Annotated in this window: 5 protein-coding genes and 4 pseudogenes; 2 read left to right on the top strand and 7 right to left on the bottom strand. The window is 43.5% G+C overall.

The annotated features are described in order from the left end of the window. Nucleotides 1-283 precede the first annotated feature (283 nt). The 4 genes from R70723_RS07170 to sigK all read right to left on the bottom strand — a co-directional run bounded on the left by R70723_RS07170 (nucleotide 284) and on the right by sigK (nucleotide 10,241). The gene (locus R70723_RS07170; RefSeq protein WP_039870929.1) at nucleotides 284-793 is read right to left on the bottom strand and encodes a hypothetical protein; all 510 of its coding nucleotides are present in this window, start codon (nucleotides 791-793) and stop codon (nucleotides 284-286) included. 71 nt (nucleotides 794-864) lie between these two features. Continuing rightward, nucleotides 865-5,427: an RHS repeat domain-containing protein gene (locus tag R70723_RS07165; RefSeq protein WP_144027026.1), complete on the bottom strand. Its 4,563-nt coding sequence runs from the start codon at nucleotides 5,425-5,427 to the stop codon at nucleotides 865-867. Nucleotides 5,428-5,459: 32 nt separating this feature from the next. Then, a complete protein-coding gene (locus tag R70723_RS07160) occupies nucleotides 5,460-9,146 on the bottom strand; it encodes a DNRLRE domain-containing protein (protein WP_179088011.1) in 3,687 nt (1,228 codons plus the stop codon). 552 nt (nucleotides 9,147-9,698) lie between these two features. Then, nucleotides 9,699-10,241: an RNA polymerase sporulation sigma factor SigK gene (gene sigK, locus R70723_RS07155; RefSeq protein ID WP_081957258.1), complete on the bottom strand. Its 543-nt coding sequence runs from the start codon at nucleotides 10,239-10,241 to the stop codon at nucleotides 9,699-9,701. Between the two features lie 869 nt (nucleotides 10,242-11,110). Between sigK and R70723_RS07150 the strand changes: the two genes are divergently transcribed. Further along, nucleotides 11,111-13,705, top strand: a complete 2,595-nt coding sequence (locus tag R70723_RS07150) for a hypothetical protein (RefSeq protein WP_039870924.1) — start codon at nucleotides 11,111-11,113, stop codon at nucleotides 13,703-13,705. Between the two features lie 214 nt (nucleotides 13,706-13,919). Next, nucleotides 13,920-14,925 (top strand): annotated as a pseudogene (locus tag R70723_RS31440) (IS4 family transposase). A 227-nt stretch (nucleotides 14,926-15,152) separates the two neighbouring features. Here the strand turns inward: R70723_RS31440 and R70723_RS07135 are convergent. From R70723_RS07135 to ltrA, 3 pseudogenes are all read right to left on the bottom strand, one after another. Further along, nucleotides 15,153-15,548, bottom strand: a pseudogene (locus R70723_RS07135) (IS66 family transposase); the annotation flags it as partial. Continuing rightward, nucleotides 15,529-15,588 (bottom strand): annotated as a pseudogene (locus R70723_RS34360) (hypothetical protein); the annotation flags it as partial. The pseudogenes R70723_RS07135 and R70723_RS34360, both read right to left, overlap by 20 nt. Nucleotides 15,589-15,740: 152 nt before the next feature. Next, nucleotides 15,741-16,535 (bottom strand): annotated as a pseudogene (ltrA, locus tag R70723_RS31435) (group II intron reverse transcriptase/maturase); the annotation flags it as partial. Nucleotides 16,536-16,826: the final 291 nt, after the last annotated feature.

Below are 16,826 nucleotides of genomic sequence, written 5' to 3'. Positions count from 1 at the left end.
AAAATAAAAAAAGCACTAAGCGCAAGTTCTGATGGGACTACGTTCTTAACCTCTAAAATGCACAATTATACGATGAAACAATATCTTCAAAAAATATATAATTTAATTATTTTTATATTTTTTAAAATTTTTTATAACTACTATAATTGTGATCACTAAAAAGATCAGAGGAATAAGTAATTGATCATAAAACATTCGATCATTTAAAGCATAATAAAGTGCATAGTTTCCTGCTACAAACAACAACAATAGTAACAATACATGCAACCAACGTTTTGTTCGATTATTCATTCGTTATATTCACCCCTCTGTTGTCCAATATCAGTATAAGCATATTGAAATTTTTAAAAATATTTGGTATTTTCAACTGTTGCTTAGAGTTAGTCTTTACCAATATTCCACTTTTTGAATTAATAATAGTATCTATCTCATTTAGTTGTATTTCTACAGTTTTCCCTGGTTTGTCTCGATAAAATAATGTGGTTTCTGATAAAATCACTTTTACAGAAGCATAATATGCAATACCCAAAATTCCAATAAATACTAATATATAGCTTGCTAAGATTAATTTTTTTTCACTTTCGAACGCAATATAAATGGAGATGCCAGCAATAATAAAAATACTGGCAATAAAATAATGTATAGTGGCAATCCTAAAAGAAATAGGATAATTTATTTGACCATACTCTTTTAGACTCATATTAATAGGTGTTGGCTTTCTTTTTGTAAAAATTATTATGATGGTTAATAAAACAACTGCAATTGCAATCAAAATACTGTTTGGTATTTCCATTTCCCGGCCCTCCCTCATAATAATAAGATTGCCGGCAATTATTATTTTTTTAATTATTGCCGGCAATTTACTTATTCTAAATAAGTCCTCAAACTGCTTATCAGCAAATCTAAATATAAAGACAATTCATCGTTTCTTATTTGTCCGGCAACTGAACTTATTATCATACTCGCAGCAAATTCAGGTTTAAGAAGTTGATCATTATTAATTGAGGATACAATCATATCAGCAAAAGCCGAACCTGCTGCATTTGCTAATCCTATATTTATAAATCCAGTTGTAGGTCCTGCTAAAGCTAATAAAGTTCCTGTTAAAGCCGCCCCTCCTGCTGCTCCTAAACCTTCTATAGCAGCCTCTTTTGCAGAGCCACCTTTAAATAACTCCACTGTGAACGCAACTAACCCGCTTCCAATTGTGGTTGCCAATAAAACAGCTACCCACTCTGCTAGTTGTCCTGAAGGATCCACATACTTAAGCGGATTATTTACCACATAAATATAAGGATTCTGACTATCCGGATGATTCAGTCTGCCTTCCCAAGTGTCTTCTGTAATAAATCTTCCCACACTCGGATCATACCAGCGCGCACGAAGATATTGCAGTTGTTGCCCTTCATCCCAGTATTCCCCGGAGTAGCGGAACGGGTTCGTGTACTGATCCGCTTCTTCTTTTACAGTTGGATTACCCCAAATATCATAATCGTAGGTGTTCAGAAGGGTCTGATCCTGTCTGTACAGGTTGACTACATCGCCATGTCCATTTTGGAGATAGTATCCCACTGTCCCCCACTGATTCTTCATGCTGATTAACTGCAATCCGCGGACATAACGGGCTTTGAAGTTGACGGTATTTCCCGATACGCTTCCTTCGGCGATGATATTCTCTCCGTCATAGTAATAACGGGTTGTGCCGCCATCATTTTTTTCGCGCATCAGACCGTCGCCATCGTACTTATAGCTGGTTGTGAAGCCGTTGCGGGTCACTTGTTTAAGCTGGTTTGCCCCGTCATAGCTATATTCCATTGTATCTGTGTGCGGGCTCGAAGCAGTTGACAGCTGTACCGTCCGGTTGCCTTTTACATCATATCCATATTGTTCATTACCCTCTGAACTGGAAATGATACGGTCTAATTCGTCGTACGTAAATGTTTCTGTGTTACCGTTGGAGGTCCGCTGAGTAATATTCCCGTTATCATCATACGTGTAGTTATATTCATTCAGTACCTCCGTCCCTTTAAGATGTTTTAGTTCCGTGAGTCGCCCGAAGCCATCCTCATATAAATACTGCGTGACGATTCCATTGCCTAAAGTTACCTTATCCAGCACGCTGCCTGAGTAGGTATAGGAAGCTTGCGTAACTTCTGCCGAAGTACTATTTTCCTTCAAAGACACTTTGGTCAGGCGATTATCATCATCGTAGGTGTATAAAGTAATAGCTCCGAACGGATCTGTCATTTTAGCACGGTTGCCTGCGTTGTCATACTCATACTGTATCGTTTTCCCGTCAGGAAAAGTAACCTTGCGTAAAGTAGAGTCCCGGTTATATAGATATTGCGTAGTTCCCGTCTCGTCCGTCATAGACTTACGCAATCCGTTCTTATAATAAGTAAAGCTTGCCGTTACGGCATTGCCTGCAGCGCCATAGTTCCAGCCGGTCAATTGATTCCGTTCATCATAGCTGTGCTGAGCGGGATTGCCGAGTCTGTCCGTGCCTTCAACAAGGTTGCCGTTGTCATCATATCCATAGGTTTCCGTTCCCTCGTTGGAATCCGTTTTGGAAATCCGCTGTCCGCGCTCATCATAGTCATAGGTAGTTAAAATTTGCCCTTCAACCTGTTTACTCGTAATCTGCCGAAGCTTATTGTATCCGTACGTGGATGTCTGGCTAAGGCCATTAATAGTCTGTTCCAGATTAGTTAACAGACCCAGGCCGTTGCCTTGATACGTAGTCTGATTACCGTTACTATCCGTATTTTGAATCTGAAAAGGATCGCTGCCTACTTCATATGCAATGGATCGCTGTAATACATCGCTGCTTGTAGGGTTGCTATTTAGCTGCTTTACATTCGTCATTCGGCCCAGCTCATCTGTAGTTTGCTCTGTCACCGCTTGTGTAGTTGCTGTAATCGGGCTTGTCGTTGTTATACTGCGGAGCATGTCATTATAGGATGAGCCATAGATTTGCCCGAGCGGAGTCGTTGTTTGCTTTATTCTTCCCACGTTATCGTACTCATAAGAAGTAGTATGATTCAGTCCATCCTTAACCCCAATTACTTCGCCCAGTCCGTTATACGTATAAGACTGCTTCGTTGCCGGCGTATGCGCCAATGTTGTACTGTCCATAACAGTATTGGCTGCCGGAGCCTTTACTTCACGGATACGGCCAAGACCATCATAAAGACTGCTAGTCTTATTTCCTTCTTCATCCATCCCCTGGACAGTATAGGATTGATTGGCGGTATCATAGGTGTAGCTGAATGTTCGCTCCGGTTTAACCGATTCACCAGCATTCATGGAGGACCTGATTTTGGTTACCCGGCCAATCAGGTCATACTCTGTCTCATATTTGCGGCTGGCAGCTGCACTTGTACCTGCCTTGACTGCATTGGGATCCAGATAACCCTTTTGCCAGCCGGTTCCCGAGGTATATTCGTATTTTTCCTCAACAGAGCGTGTTGTCCCGTTTTTCGTTACATTTTGTTTGACACTTACCGGAAATAAGCTGTTGCTGTCATAGGTGTACGTTGTCAATTGTGAGCGGTTATTTTCCAGCAGGAGCTTTACTGTCAAAACATTGCCGTAAGTATCATAGGTATATTCCGTCGTATCGGTCTGCTCGACAGTGTCCGCCAAAGTATTTTTATACTTCTGTTCGGATTTTGTAACCTCTGGTTTGGTGGCAGAGACCGTCTGTACATATTTTTCTGCTACCGGACTGCCTGTAGCGATCCCATAGGTTGTTTCTTTAGTTATCGGAATGCTTTTGAATGTACTGTGATAGCTATACGTAGTCTTGTAATTTTTAGGATTAATATAGGTTAGTACGTTACCATAGTTATCATAGGTGTATTGTTCTTCTGTAAATGAGGATTGATCCGTTCCGTCAATGCTGTATAGGTTCTGTCTGATATTGCTCGGCAATTCACGCTGGGGATCGTAGGTGTAGACCTTATTTTCTTTATATTCCCCTTGTTTTTCTGCCGAGGAAGTTACGAGCAGATGCTTGTTATTGTAAGTGAAGCTTTCCAGCAGGCGGTCCTGGGTCGGCACAGCAGTATCCGGATCGGTAAAAGTCCTCATGCTGTTTTTAATAGTAAAGCCTGAAGATAAACTATCCGGGTTACTCTCACCCGCTGTACCATATCCAGAGAAATTTTTTCCTGCTTCAAATGAATATTTTGTATATTGTGTCTTCTGTACTGTACCGGTTGGTCCTTTCAAGCTGTCATAACGTTCACCAATCCGGTAATATTCCAGATAACCCTTTGTACCAAGAAACTTTTTCTGGGCAGCAGCCTCATATCCATAATTGCTGGAGGCTCCTGTAGGGTAAGTGATCTTGGTCAGTAGCTGATAAGTGATTGCGCCGTTTGGTTTACTAGTATCTGCAGTTTCGTAATCAAATGCTGCACTTTTGGATGCATAGCTGTAAGCGGTGGTCAGCTTCTTGTTATTCGAACTATTGGCAGTGTCTATATTAATAAAAGAGTCTACAGAAGACAGCTGCATTTCATTGGTCTGACCTGAGATTGCAGATTTGTTGTAAACCAGTTTTCCGGTTTTTGTGCCATCAATAGGATATGTGACCGCAACCGTGTCAGCATCAGGATAATCAAAGCTTATAACACGGTTACCTGTACTGGTAATTGCACTGATGACCGAAGCACTGGTTCCGCCAAAAATCGGCTTGGATACATAAGCCACTGTTACTTCGTTGCCGTAAGCATCGCGGGTTCCGATCCATTTACCGGTTGAGTCAAAGTAATTAGCAGTATTCAGTGTATTGCTCAATTTAAATGCAGCTGTTGCTCCACCAATGGTATCGGTAGCCGTGGAGAAGGTCATGTCTTGAAGCGTATAGCCTTCGATAGTGCGTGTCGTTCCGGTTCCGGTAATCCGGTATACATTCCCGTTCGCAAGGTGCAGGAAGGTCTCTCCTCCCCGCAGTTCTACGGAAGGAAAAGCAAACGACCAGCCTGCTCCCAGGTTATAACGCTTTTCATTATGTGTGTACTTGTCGCTTGTGGAATCGTTGGTATAGTAATAAGGGCTGGAAGTGTTCGTAGTCGTAGCCTTTGGATTCGTCAAGTTACTGTCCCGGGAGCTGTAAATCCGCGTCAGAGACACATCCAGGCCATTACGGCCCGGAAAGACAAGATCTGTCTCTGTTACGTTTAGAACTCCGGTCAGGCTGGAGATATTCTCTCCGCCGGGAATGTCTCTTTGAGGGGTATTTGCATAGATATCGTACAGAGCTTTGGTTGTATCCAGGTTGCTTAAACTTACTGAATTGTTAGCCGTATCCGCATAAGCTTTATTTGGTACCGCCGGCATAGGCGGCACCAAAAACGACACAGTAAGCATTATGATAAGACCGGAACGGCATTTTGAACGAAAATGAGATAATGGTTTCAAACAGCTTCCCCTCGCTTTATCGGAATAATGGCTTATGGTTGGTTGATTTCCAAACGTGCTTTGTCCCAATATACCGTTCCTTGGCCGCCGCCTCCGGCGCCCTTGATGCCTATATAAACATTGATATAGACGGCTCCAGCTGGTGCTGTTCCATTAACCGACAATGTCTGGTAACTGCCTACTGTATTACTTGTTACTTCCTTCCACTCAAGCTGGCCGCCGTTTTGATCCAACAATTGTACAACCATTACTCCTCTTGCATTCGTTAATTCCGTTGCCTTAAAAGCTGCACTTAAGGAATAGGTCTCACCTGCACCAATACCTTTTGTTTGGTGGATGTAAGCATAGGCAGCTGTCGGGATATCTGTTGCAGCTATTTTCAACGCCTTACTGCCTTCATAGGCATCTGAATCGGCTGTAATGGTAGCACTGACCACTCTGCCGATCGAAGTGGTCCATTGAACGATAGTATCGTCCTTGGTCCGTTCCAGCCCCGGATTATTTAGCAGATTGCCGTCTACATATTCCAATTTGATCTGATCTGCGTAAATGGTGCCCGAAGCCTGATCTCCAAGAGCCTTTACTTTAACGTACACTTTGGCGTACACGGTGCCTTTTGGAATCCGGCCCTGCTTCAACAGGGTTTCGTAGGATGAAGAGGCATCCGTGGATTCTTGTTCATAGCTGCCCAGTACAGCGAGATCTTCTGTCAGGAATTCCACCGCCAGCACTGCAGAGGCTTGGTTTAAAGCTTCTTTATATATTTTTCCGCTTAAGCGGAACGGCTGATTATCATTCACACCAATCGTTTGATATACAAAGCTGCTCTTATAGACCGGCATTTCACTCATCTGCAGCTTGTAGGCTTTATTGCCCCGGCTGACAGGCTGGTCAACATGCTGGAAATCCGCGCTGCTGCCCGGCTCTGTATACGTCTTCCAGCCGTAGTTCGGGTCTGTTTGTTCTGGAGGTACTCCCGGTGTCTGCTCCGTTACTTCGTAGCTGCCGTTGATCAGCAAGTTCGTTCCGTTTGTGTCAGGCTGCTCGTCCAGCTGACGTCTGGTTAAATTCCCTGCTGCATCATAGGTAAAATCAATGCCATCCCCGCTCTGAAGGTAGATATATTTCAGTCTTGAGGCGGAATCATAAGAATACTGAGTGAACTTTCGTTCAATAGTATCCAGACTAATCTTGTGCTCGATGTCAAAGAGGCTTGCATCTTCACCAGATTGATTCGTCGTAGCAAGCTCAATCTTACTGTAGCTGTCTCCGCGCTTCATCGTTGCATAAGCTGTTCCATTGCGGGGTACAGCCAGCTCCGGCAGGGATAATGTACCGGCAGCGCGGTTCCATTTAAAGAAGACAAAGTCTCCGGTACTTCCTGAACGTCCTGTAAAGTACAGGTTTCCCTGCGCATCATAACTGCCAGATCCGTAAAGCGCCTGCTTGCCCTCAGGCACCGAGCCTTTAAATAAATTCAAAACTCTGGTTGGAGCCTGCATAGTATACACAAGCAGATTCTGCTGATCTGCAATATTACGGAGCGAACCGAAGACTACTGACCGGCTGCCGTCATACACGCTCAGGAACCAGTCACGGTCGGTTAGTGTATATTGGTTTTCATCCACCGGCTGTTCAGCATTCCAGCTCCAGCCCCCTCCGCTGTAAGACGCCTGTTTGTAGCGGATGCCAAGTCCGTCTCCTGCTCCTCCTGCATTCCAGGCAACATATAAATGTGGGGTTCCGTCCTTGACGGCTTTACCGTTGCTTACAGAAGCTGAAGTATGCTGGAAATCAATGGACGGCCATGTAGGCACTCCAAGTGTTCCGCTATCCAGCACGGTTGCCGTACTTGGTGTTCCGACTTTTCCGGCTGAAGTGATATCTATACGGTTGTAAAGTGCATTATTGGTAGCTGCATTGTGTTTGGAGCTGACAATATGAACGTTCCATCCCCCGCCTGAGACAGCACGATGCGCCACGAGATCCGGATAGTTTACTGAAGAGTCCGTATTAACCGCCACTGGAGTGCCAAATTCCCAGCGGTGGGTAACGGCGTTGTAGGTTCCCCGCACATAGTTGACCGGCCCATCCAGCGATTTATAAGCTAAATGCAGAGCATTATCCTGGTCAATCATCATGGAGCCATTGGCTGCATTCAGTTCTATAGCACTGGTATGAAACCATACATTATCCTCCGGCTTCATCCCGTCCAGACGGAAGTCACTGCCGTCACGGACCAGCATCCATTTATATCCGTCGGAGGTATAGTCTATTTTTTTCTGATTAAAGGATGTCAAGGAATCTGCACTGGATGTTGTTCCACTCCAGGTCTGATCCGGCAGTGTGTACTGCAAGGTCAGCGCCGGATGCAGCGCCTGTGCGCTTGTATCGGCTGAAACGTATTTTTTGACATTCGGTGCTCCAACTGCATCTGCATGCAGCTCTACACCATAGTTTGGATGAAGCCCGTTCAGCCATTCTTCTGCCAGCTCCTTGATGTAAAAGGCCTGTGCACCTTCTCCAACAACGGCAGAAGTAGCGTAAGGCTCACCTTCTGCATTAGCTGCATAACCAGGCTGTGTATTCCATGTGACGGTGTTTTCTTCCCACACATTCGTTATCCGTTGAAGATTTACTTTTGTATTGTTGTTATATTCATTTTCAGCTGTTTGATAGAGTGTAAGATAGGCATCAATGACGCGGTATTCTCCCTCAGGAATTTGGCTCAGATCAAACTGAACCAGAGAGCGGAAGTGGTTTCCGTTGACATCTTTACCCGTGTATAGCCGGGCAGCATCATCATAATTCCGGTTTGGTTCGTGAGCATTAACAGTTGTGTCTTTGGTCTGATTGTTGGTAGACCGCAGAACTACTGTCGGATCGATCCGCACGGGGTAAGTTAAATTGCTGAGGTCCGGTTTTAAGTCGAGATAAGTTTTACCGCCTTCTGTCCGTACTGTTTGCGGAACGTCACGAAAAACGCCTGTATCGTCTATAAGCCAAGCCGGTTCAATTCGCAGGTCTCCCTGAATCAAATTTTCATCGATTCCCGAAGTAACCTCATAACTGAACGTTGCTGGTGCGGATGGTGAAGTAAGAACAATGGTTTCTTTGATGCCGTCAGGAATCAGCTGGAGATCTACATAAGTGGCTTCCCAGGCAGATACGTACCGGATAACGGAGCTGCCGTCTTCACTTACTAACGGCTCCGCCTTTGAAGCGTTAGCACCTATTGGTACGAAGGACAGGCGATCGTCCCCTTTGCCAATCGTGTATCCTTTTGTGAACTGTTTATTGATTTTAATATCAAAAGGAACTTGCAAGGCACGGTAAGCATCTTGGGGGAGACTTGCTGCAATTCGGTTTACACTTGATCGGGCAGCAGAGTCTGTAGTCAAAGGCAGCTGTAGCTCAGGCAGAGCATCTTTGGACAGCGGCTCGCTTAATTGTTCCTCAATGTCTTCTTCGTCAGTGAGCAATAAAGAGATATCCTGCCATTCGCCATTGCGGTCTTGAAAATGAAGGGCTTCCGTGCTGATAAGGGTTTCATAGGTTTCTTCGGAAAGCTGATAGGTCTTGGTATTAGAGGTACGTTTGTCTTTCAGTTCAAGCGAGGGTGAAGGCTTACCGGGAACCGGTGTTCTTTGATACACTGTCTCAGTAACTGAGGCGGGGTCAGCGGGGTCAGCGGGCTCTGCCTCAGTTGAAGCAGACACTGGCTCCGATAATGAAGGGTCTGTATGAGATGCCGGGCTCTCTGGTACCTGGACGCTTTCAACAGGCTGCAAATCCAGCGAACGATTGTCAGAAGCAAATACAGTGCCTGAAAAAAGCTGAATGAGCAAAATTAATGCTAGCAAAAAAGAAAGGGGCTTCTTTTGCTGCATGTTACACATACCTCCCAATATGTAATATTTTGTTTTGGGTGCTGCAACTGCAAATCATTCTAAAATATGCCTCCTTTCCTCAAATACGGGTATTAATAAACAGAAATATACAATTTTAAAACACTTTCGACAAAAGAAGTGTTTATTGGTATTGTTAATTATTTATTCCTTTTAATGAAAGCGCTTATCTTCGCAACTGTGAATTCCAAAGATATACTAGCAAACTGCTGAGTTACTATTCATAATAAGTATTTTTTGGAGGAATTATTCTTAAATGCAGCATGCGCTTATGCTAGAATAAGCATAAAAAAGCAACTCATCCGTAGATAAGTTGCTTTTTTAACACTATTGTTATCGGTACAGCGTTGTACTAATCCTCGCTCACCGCTTCACCTTATAAAACTCATGATACAGCTTCATCAGCGCCCTTTTCTCTATCCGCGACACATAACTCCGCGAAATCCCCAGATCCTTCGCAATCTCCCGCTGTGTCCGCTCTTCCCCGCCAGTGTCCAACCCAAACCGCCCTACCACGACTTCCTTCTCCCTTTCGTCCAGAATATCAAGGTTCCGATATATCTTGCTCTTTTCAATCTTCAGATCCACCTCTTTAATCACATCATCCGTCTCCGAACCGAGGATATCAATCAGGGTAATCTCGTTCCCCTCCTTGTCCGTACCAATCGGATCATGGAGAGACACGTCTTTCCGTGTTTTTTTCAGCGAGCGGAGGTGCATCAATATCTCATTCTCGATACATCGGGCCGCGAATGTGGCTAGCTTAGTTCCCTTGTTTGGGCGGTAGCTCTCAATGGCTTTGATCAATCCGATGGTGCCAATGGAGATCAAATCCTCCATATCTTCGCCTGTATTGTCGAATTTTTTGAGGTTGTGGACACGATGCGATGTCAATTTGCGATTCATAATTAAAAATCAAACAAGATTCATCGCTACCGATGATGCAAAAGAGTTAGGTTCGTGTTTGTGTATTCTGATTTAAAATACATTTTATTCAGTAAAGATTTGTACTTACCGTCGTTGATCTTCTTGGCTACTATATGTTCTTTGGTGGCAACTTCTTAATTGCATATGTGATTGTCCCTTTACAATTTACGCCTGTCGGAGATACTTCTGCTGTAAAGAAGAAGAGCTACAGTCTTGGCAATTCTTCCATTACTTCTACCTTACTCATGTTAATTCGTAATTACCCACTTTTGTCGATCAACGGTAGGATCGAGCTCTAAGGCATGAAAGAAATCCAGAAATGGCTCGGACACAGCAAATGTTTAACAACAGCTTGCATTTATTCTCACTTAAAATACAGCTTTAAAGTATCTTCAAATTAACGAGGATCATTCTTCTGATCTTCTAATAATAAAGATAGCATTCTCCTCCGTCCTAGCTTCGTATCAGCCTTAAGGCTTTTTTTAAGAAGTTTATATTTGCAAATCTATAGCGAAGGAGAGCATGCAATTTGCTCACAAGGTTGAACTCATAAAATCGTAAATTTATTCATGTGGTAAAGTCATAAAATCAAGCGTCTGTATTGGGAACAGTGATTTAGTGATTGGGTAGCGTAATTCAACAAATTCTTTTAGATGTGAAAAATCATCACTACATTTTCACAAATATGCTTATTTTCACAATGCGATTACTACTTTCAAGAAAATCATTTACTTCCATTTCATTCAATGGTATATTATTCACATGAAATGAACTTGCATTTATTTCTCAAATGTATTGATAATTCAGATTTCCCCTAAAAGAACGAGAAAAAATATTAAGGAGGTTTCATGTTGAGATTGAATGAACTTTTTGAACCTAGTCTTTCGATTGTGAACGACAGCGGAAAACCAAAAATACTCGGGAAATTAAAGGTATCAGGAAAATTTTTCAAAAAGTCACCTGACAGAAATATTGAACTTGGAAGACTGCACAAAATTGTAGAGGAAGTTTTGGAGATGATCTCTAGGAACTACTCTATCACCAAGATCAAATACATGAAATTTTTTGCCGAAAAAGGGTTGAAATCTATCTATAGTTTAGATGCCTTGAAGCTTGCGCTTGATCTTTATGAAGCTTATCAATTTGCAGAACAGTATCCGAACGAAATTTCGTATCAAGTACTACAGACCATTCTTGGTAATGAGATCGTCATTTTGAATATTGGCAAGAGTTCGTCTGGAAAGTCCGCTGGTATCAAATCCTTTACAGCTAAGGAATATTGGACAATTTTCGAAATTATTGTAGGAATTAGAGAGACGTCAACTTTTGAAAATGAATATCATTTAGTTACAGATCCGTTGGTTATTAAGCGACTACCAGGCATTATTGACCATGATGTGTTCTCGGTCAGACCTACATTTAAAACTGCCAAAAAAGTTTCGGAACTTATACATGGAAACGTGGTTAGCTTTGTTCAAAGATGTAATAGAGCTGTGTTTGAAGCGATAATTGTTAATTCAATAGAAGAAATCGATTGGGTTAAAATGGTTTCCGAATGCTTCCCCGCTTTCACTAATGATGAGGATCGTATATTTAATCTCGAATTGCTTTTAGGGAAAATTGATTTCGAAAAACCTGTATTCAACGAGCTCCTAGAAATGTTGTATTCATTGCTAATTCAAATTGAGAAAATCAGACTAAAGAAACAGAGTGAGTTATTTATCGACGAAACTTCTATTCTAAATAATAAAATCAAAACGATCAGGGAAATGTATCTATTGATAAAGGATAAAGATGATTTACTCGACGAGTTAATCATGGAGTCAAATCAAATTTTGCAAGAGCATCCTGTTCTAGATTCAATAGAACTGTTACTATTTAACGAGATTATCCGTGCAGTCACGACTTCCCTTCCTTGGACAACCGGACAACTGCTACTAAACAATGGCAAAGCGTCACTTGACGAAATAAAGATGATATATGATCGTATTATCCATCCGAATGAGCAGGAAAGCTTTATAAAGTTTCAATTACCCTCAAAGTCACTCGGCATTAACGAAAACCGACAGATTCGCGGAGAAACTTCTCGAAGGCTAAAATCGTTTTATGCCAATGCGAAACAAGTCAAAAAGGACGAGATGTTTCTCTCTCCTCTGGTTGAGAAAATGGAAGTTTGGTTGCCCTATAATGACCGCTTTGAAAAATTAGGCATTAACATTAAGATGGTTGACACAATTGGTTTGGATCATGGTGATAACATTACACCGATTAAACTTGGAAACCGAACACTTAATTACATCAATATATATAATCCTGATCTTATTTTTCTAAATGTAAACTTAACTGAAAAGCAAGATCAACTACAATTTGTGATGGAAAATATAACGCATAGTGGGTATTTCGAAAAAACTTTCATACTCGGAGGCCATGCTGATGAATTGGCACTGGATATTGCAAAAAAAGAGTATCTTGAGCCGATGAGCCACGACGTGGACTATAAACAACTAAGCTTATCTGATAAGGCAAAACAAGAAATTGAGGATGCTTTTGGCGATCTCCCCTCTGTATTTAGCAATCTCGACAAAACTGATCAGAATCATATTCTGGCTTATTTAATAACCAATAATTTGGATGAAATACTAGAAAACATTCGGGAGCGTTATGTAGAGGAGCCAATCAACACTGCCATTAAAATTAATTACAATTCTGTAAAAAATCGCGTTTTACTTATTGACAAGTTGGATAATCTCACATCTATGATCGGAAACAATTCGTTATCTCTCGTACATGTACAGGAGAAGCTATTGCACCAGATTAAAACTGTTGCAGCAATCACGGCTAAAGCAGTAGAACTGGTACAAAAGAACGTTACCCTCAATTTTAAAATGAACTACCTGCAAAAGGTTATTCACAATATTCTCAATGAATATTACCATTACGAGAAAGAACTTTTCGGCAAAAACAACCTGGATCTGCGTTGGAATACAATTGATAGGGCATTGGCAGAATTAAAGGAAGATCGGCCCGGTCAATATAATGGCACTAGCTATGATATAACACCCGGCTTTGATTTCGCTGCCATATTCAATAGAGGGATCATGTCAAAAAACAATGAAAATCAACTGTTCGAGCTTCAAATCAACTCCCTTGCGGACGATGATCTCACTTTAATCACAGATCGTTTCAAAAGCTACTTCAGCAAAATTTTATACGAACTGTCACACCTTACATTTGTCACCAATCATACAACTCGCTATGAGGAGATTTACAAAGTCAGGGGTGGAAGGCGGTTGTATTTCTCTATACCGATGACATCCGAGCGAAAGATCAGAATGATTCAATTATTGAAAGGAATTTGCGATGATCGTGAGCAGATAGAGGTTCTCATTCGTCTATCACTTGAAGGAGCAAAGGATGAGCTTTTTTCAAATGATAAACGTTAGGCCTCGTTGGTACACTTAAAATTATCAAGCAAATTTTTAATCATTAGTTTAAACTTACTCAACTTTCGCAGAGCCAGAATCAGCTCTACAGCACGTGTAGCATAGGTTTGAGGTCAATTGAGTTGTCGTATTGACGAAAATAGAAAAACACCTCTTCGTCTGGTAAAGTGAGAGTGTCGTAGAAACACTACCACACAGAAGAGGTGTCTTTTCTATGATAGATCAACAAGGGTCACTTGATCAACTGCCGGACCTGAATGTGCTTAAACACTTGCGTGACGCGAGTTTCAAGAAGAAATTCGGGTTTACCTGCGCCTACTTATTCCGTCTTGTGTTCCTATTGCTCTTTCATCAGAAAAACTGGTTTCGGCTGCTGGAAAGCAACAAAGCTGAAATGTTTCCCGCCAAGGATGCAGTGTATCGGTTCCTGAATCACAGCAGCTTTGCGTGGCGGCGATTTTTATTCTTGCTCAGCGGCGAGACGATCGCGCGATAACAGCCGGTCTATCGGCCTCATACGTCCTGATGGACAGTTGGTTCACGCATGCGCCGCTGATTGCGGAAGTGCTTCGGCGTAAGCTGCATGTCATCAGCATGGTGAAAAACGATAACAAACGCTATCTCGTGAACGGAAAGCGGCTCAGCCTTAAGGAACTGTATGAAACTGCACCGCGTGTAGAGGAAAAGAACCGCAACATTCTTCACCTGACCCACACACAGCTCGCTCCGGGAATCCCGGTGAATACCTTGTTTGTTCGTCATCGTTCCAAGAAAAACTAATGGCTGGCTATCTTTTCGACTGACCTGAGTCTTACCGCTCAGGAGATCATCCGGGTCTACCAGATGCGCATTCACAAGAGGTATTCTTTAAGTGCGCGAAATCGCTATTGCGTCTGCAAAAAGAGTTTCAAGGCCGCTCGTACGATTTACTTGTAAGCCACACCACCGTCGTGTTTTCGCGTTATATCCTGCTTGCCTGGAAACACCGGCAGAGCACGGATTCGCGCTCATTTGGCATTTTGTTTTATTTGCTCTGCGACGAAGTTGGCACCCCGGATTGGGCGCTCGCCTTCCAACAATTGCACAATTGATCGACGAGATCGCTTCCAAAAGGAGGCAAAAAGCTTTCTGTGCTCATTCAGCGTCAACTCCAACAGTGGATTTCCGCTTTGCCCAGTTACATCAAGGCTTACCTGCCGATTTTAAGCTGCGAAAGCTGAGAAACTTAATATTACCACTGCAGGAATGTACGTTAAAGAGGCAGCGTGAGAACAAACAGCCTCTCGTTTTATTTCAAGAATATACTTACTCCCGCGAGGGATGAAATTAAAGAAATACATCATGTGATACAATTTTGACTTCTGGTTGAAAAGATATCGCAATACGTAAGCGTCAAATAGCCCCCACCTGTGGAAAGGCCGAGGGCTGTGCTAGTATAGAGATACGGCTACTTTGCCGGCATGCGACAGTTGGCGGGCAAAGTGGTTGACCAGGGGAAAATGGGCTTCATCACTGCAAGGTCGGCCGGATCGCTGAGTTGCGGCAGTTGTTCGAAGAGATAAGTCAAATACGCAAACGGGTTCAATCCATTTGCCTTGGCCGTCTCGACGATACTGTAGATGACCGCACTCGCCTTGGCTCCTCGCGGCGTGTTTACAAACATCCAGTTTTTTCTGCCGATAACAACCGGCTTGATCGAACGTTCGCTGCGGTTGTTATCGATCTCCAAGCGGCCGTCTTCCAGAAAAGCGGTTAACTTCTTCCACTGGTTGAGGCAATACCGGATGGCTTCGCCGGTCTTGCTCTTGGGTAGCATCTGCGTTTCTTGCATAGCGAGCCAGGCGATGGATTGTCAATCCTTCTTTCGCAGACCATGCCGCCATGGTTTGACCGCTTGCCTCGTACGCCGCAACCCGTTCCGACAATGCTTGACGCTGTTGCTTCTTTTCCATGAGACGACCTCCTACATCGGAATTGTGCTCAGTATCTCACGTTTTTGCTGGCCCGAGTAGCTGGGGACTTTTTGACTCTTACTGCGTTTCCATGGCCGGTCTACCGCTCTTTTCTCCCGGTTGACTTTCAGTTTCAGCTTCCCTTCGATAAATGCGGTGATGGACTCCATCACGCGATACCCTGCTTTCCACGTTTTCACGTAGATGTTACAATCATCGGCATATCTTACGAAACGAAGGTTCCTCTTCTCCAACTCTTTATCCAATTCGTCCAACACGATGTTCGATAATAGCGGACTGAGTGGGCCTCCTTGCATGGTTCCTTCTGTTGTCGCCTGGATCAAACCGCCTTCCATCTCTCCCGCTTGCAGGTAACGACGTACGAGCTTCAGCACGGTTTTATCTGTCACTCGTTCCGCTAGTTTTGCCATTAAACGGTCATGATGAATACGGTCAAAGAATTTCTCCATATCGATGTCGATGACAATGCGATGTCCCTCTTGCAGGTAGCCGCGCGCCTTCCTCACCGCATCATGGCCTCGCCTTTGCGGGCGGAATCCATAGCTATGTTCGGAGAACGTCGAGTCAAATAAGGGCGTCAATACTTGCGCCATCGCCTGTTTGATGAGGCGGTCTCTCACCGTTGGTATGCCTAATCGCCGGGTTCCACCGTTCGGTTTCGGGATTTCGACCCGCCGGACTGGACTCGGTTCATAGGTTCCATTCTTTATGCTTTCGCGAAGGCTTGGCTAGTTTTGTACGAGGTGTCTGCGTAAGTCTTTTAACGACATGCCATCTACGCCTTGGCTTCCTTTATTCGCCTCGACTCTTGCTAACGCCGACCGCATATTTTCTCGTGACAGCATTTCCTCCATCATCCTTCGATACACTCCCTTGCGTGAACGATTCTTTCTCTTTGTGCCGCTGATGAACTCCGCCCTTCCGGGTACCCTCGCGTATTCACCGCTACTTTCCCCGGATAAGTCCTTTCGGATTGTCTGCTTTCATCGTTCATCCCCGAACGCCAAGTTTCCTCGTTCCTATTCCATGTTCAGCCCTTCCGCAAGCTGTTGCAACAACCTGCGTAGTATGGCCTCTGCTAACTTCTGCACGTTCAGCTTGTCCTCACGGGCAAGGTTACGGAGCTTTCTCCGCCTTTCGTACAGATC

This window comes from Paenibacillus sp. FSL R7-0273 (genome assembly GCF_000758625.1).
GTDB lineage: Bacteria > Bacillota > Bacilli > Paenibacillales > Paenibacillaceae > Paenibacillus_AQ.
This window is presented reverse-complemented; position numbering and strand designations above follow the sequence as displayed.

Bases quoted from the DNA above. Each gene is read 5' to 3' on its own strand.
- R70723_RS07150 (WP_039870924.1), top strand. From the start codon at position 11,111: ATGTTGAGATTGAATGAACTTTTTGAACCTAGTCTTTCGATTGTGAAC.
- sigK (WP_081957258.1), bottom strand. From the start codon at position 10,241: ATGAATCGCAAATTGACATCGCATCGTGTCCACAACCTCAAAAAATTC.
- R70723_RS07170 (WP_039870929.1), bottom strand. From the start codon at position 793: ATGGAAATACCAAACAGTATTTTGATTGCAATTGCAGTTGTTTTATTA.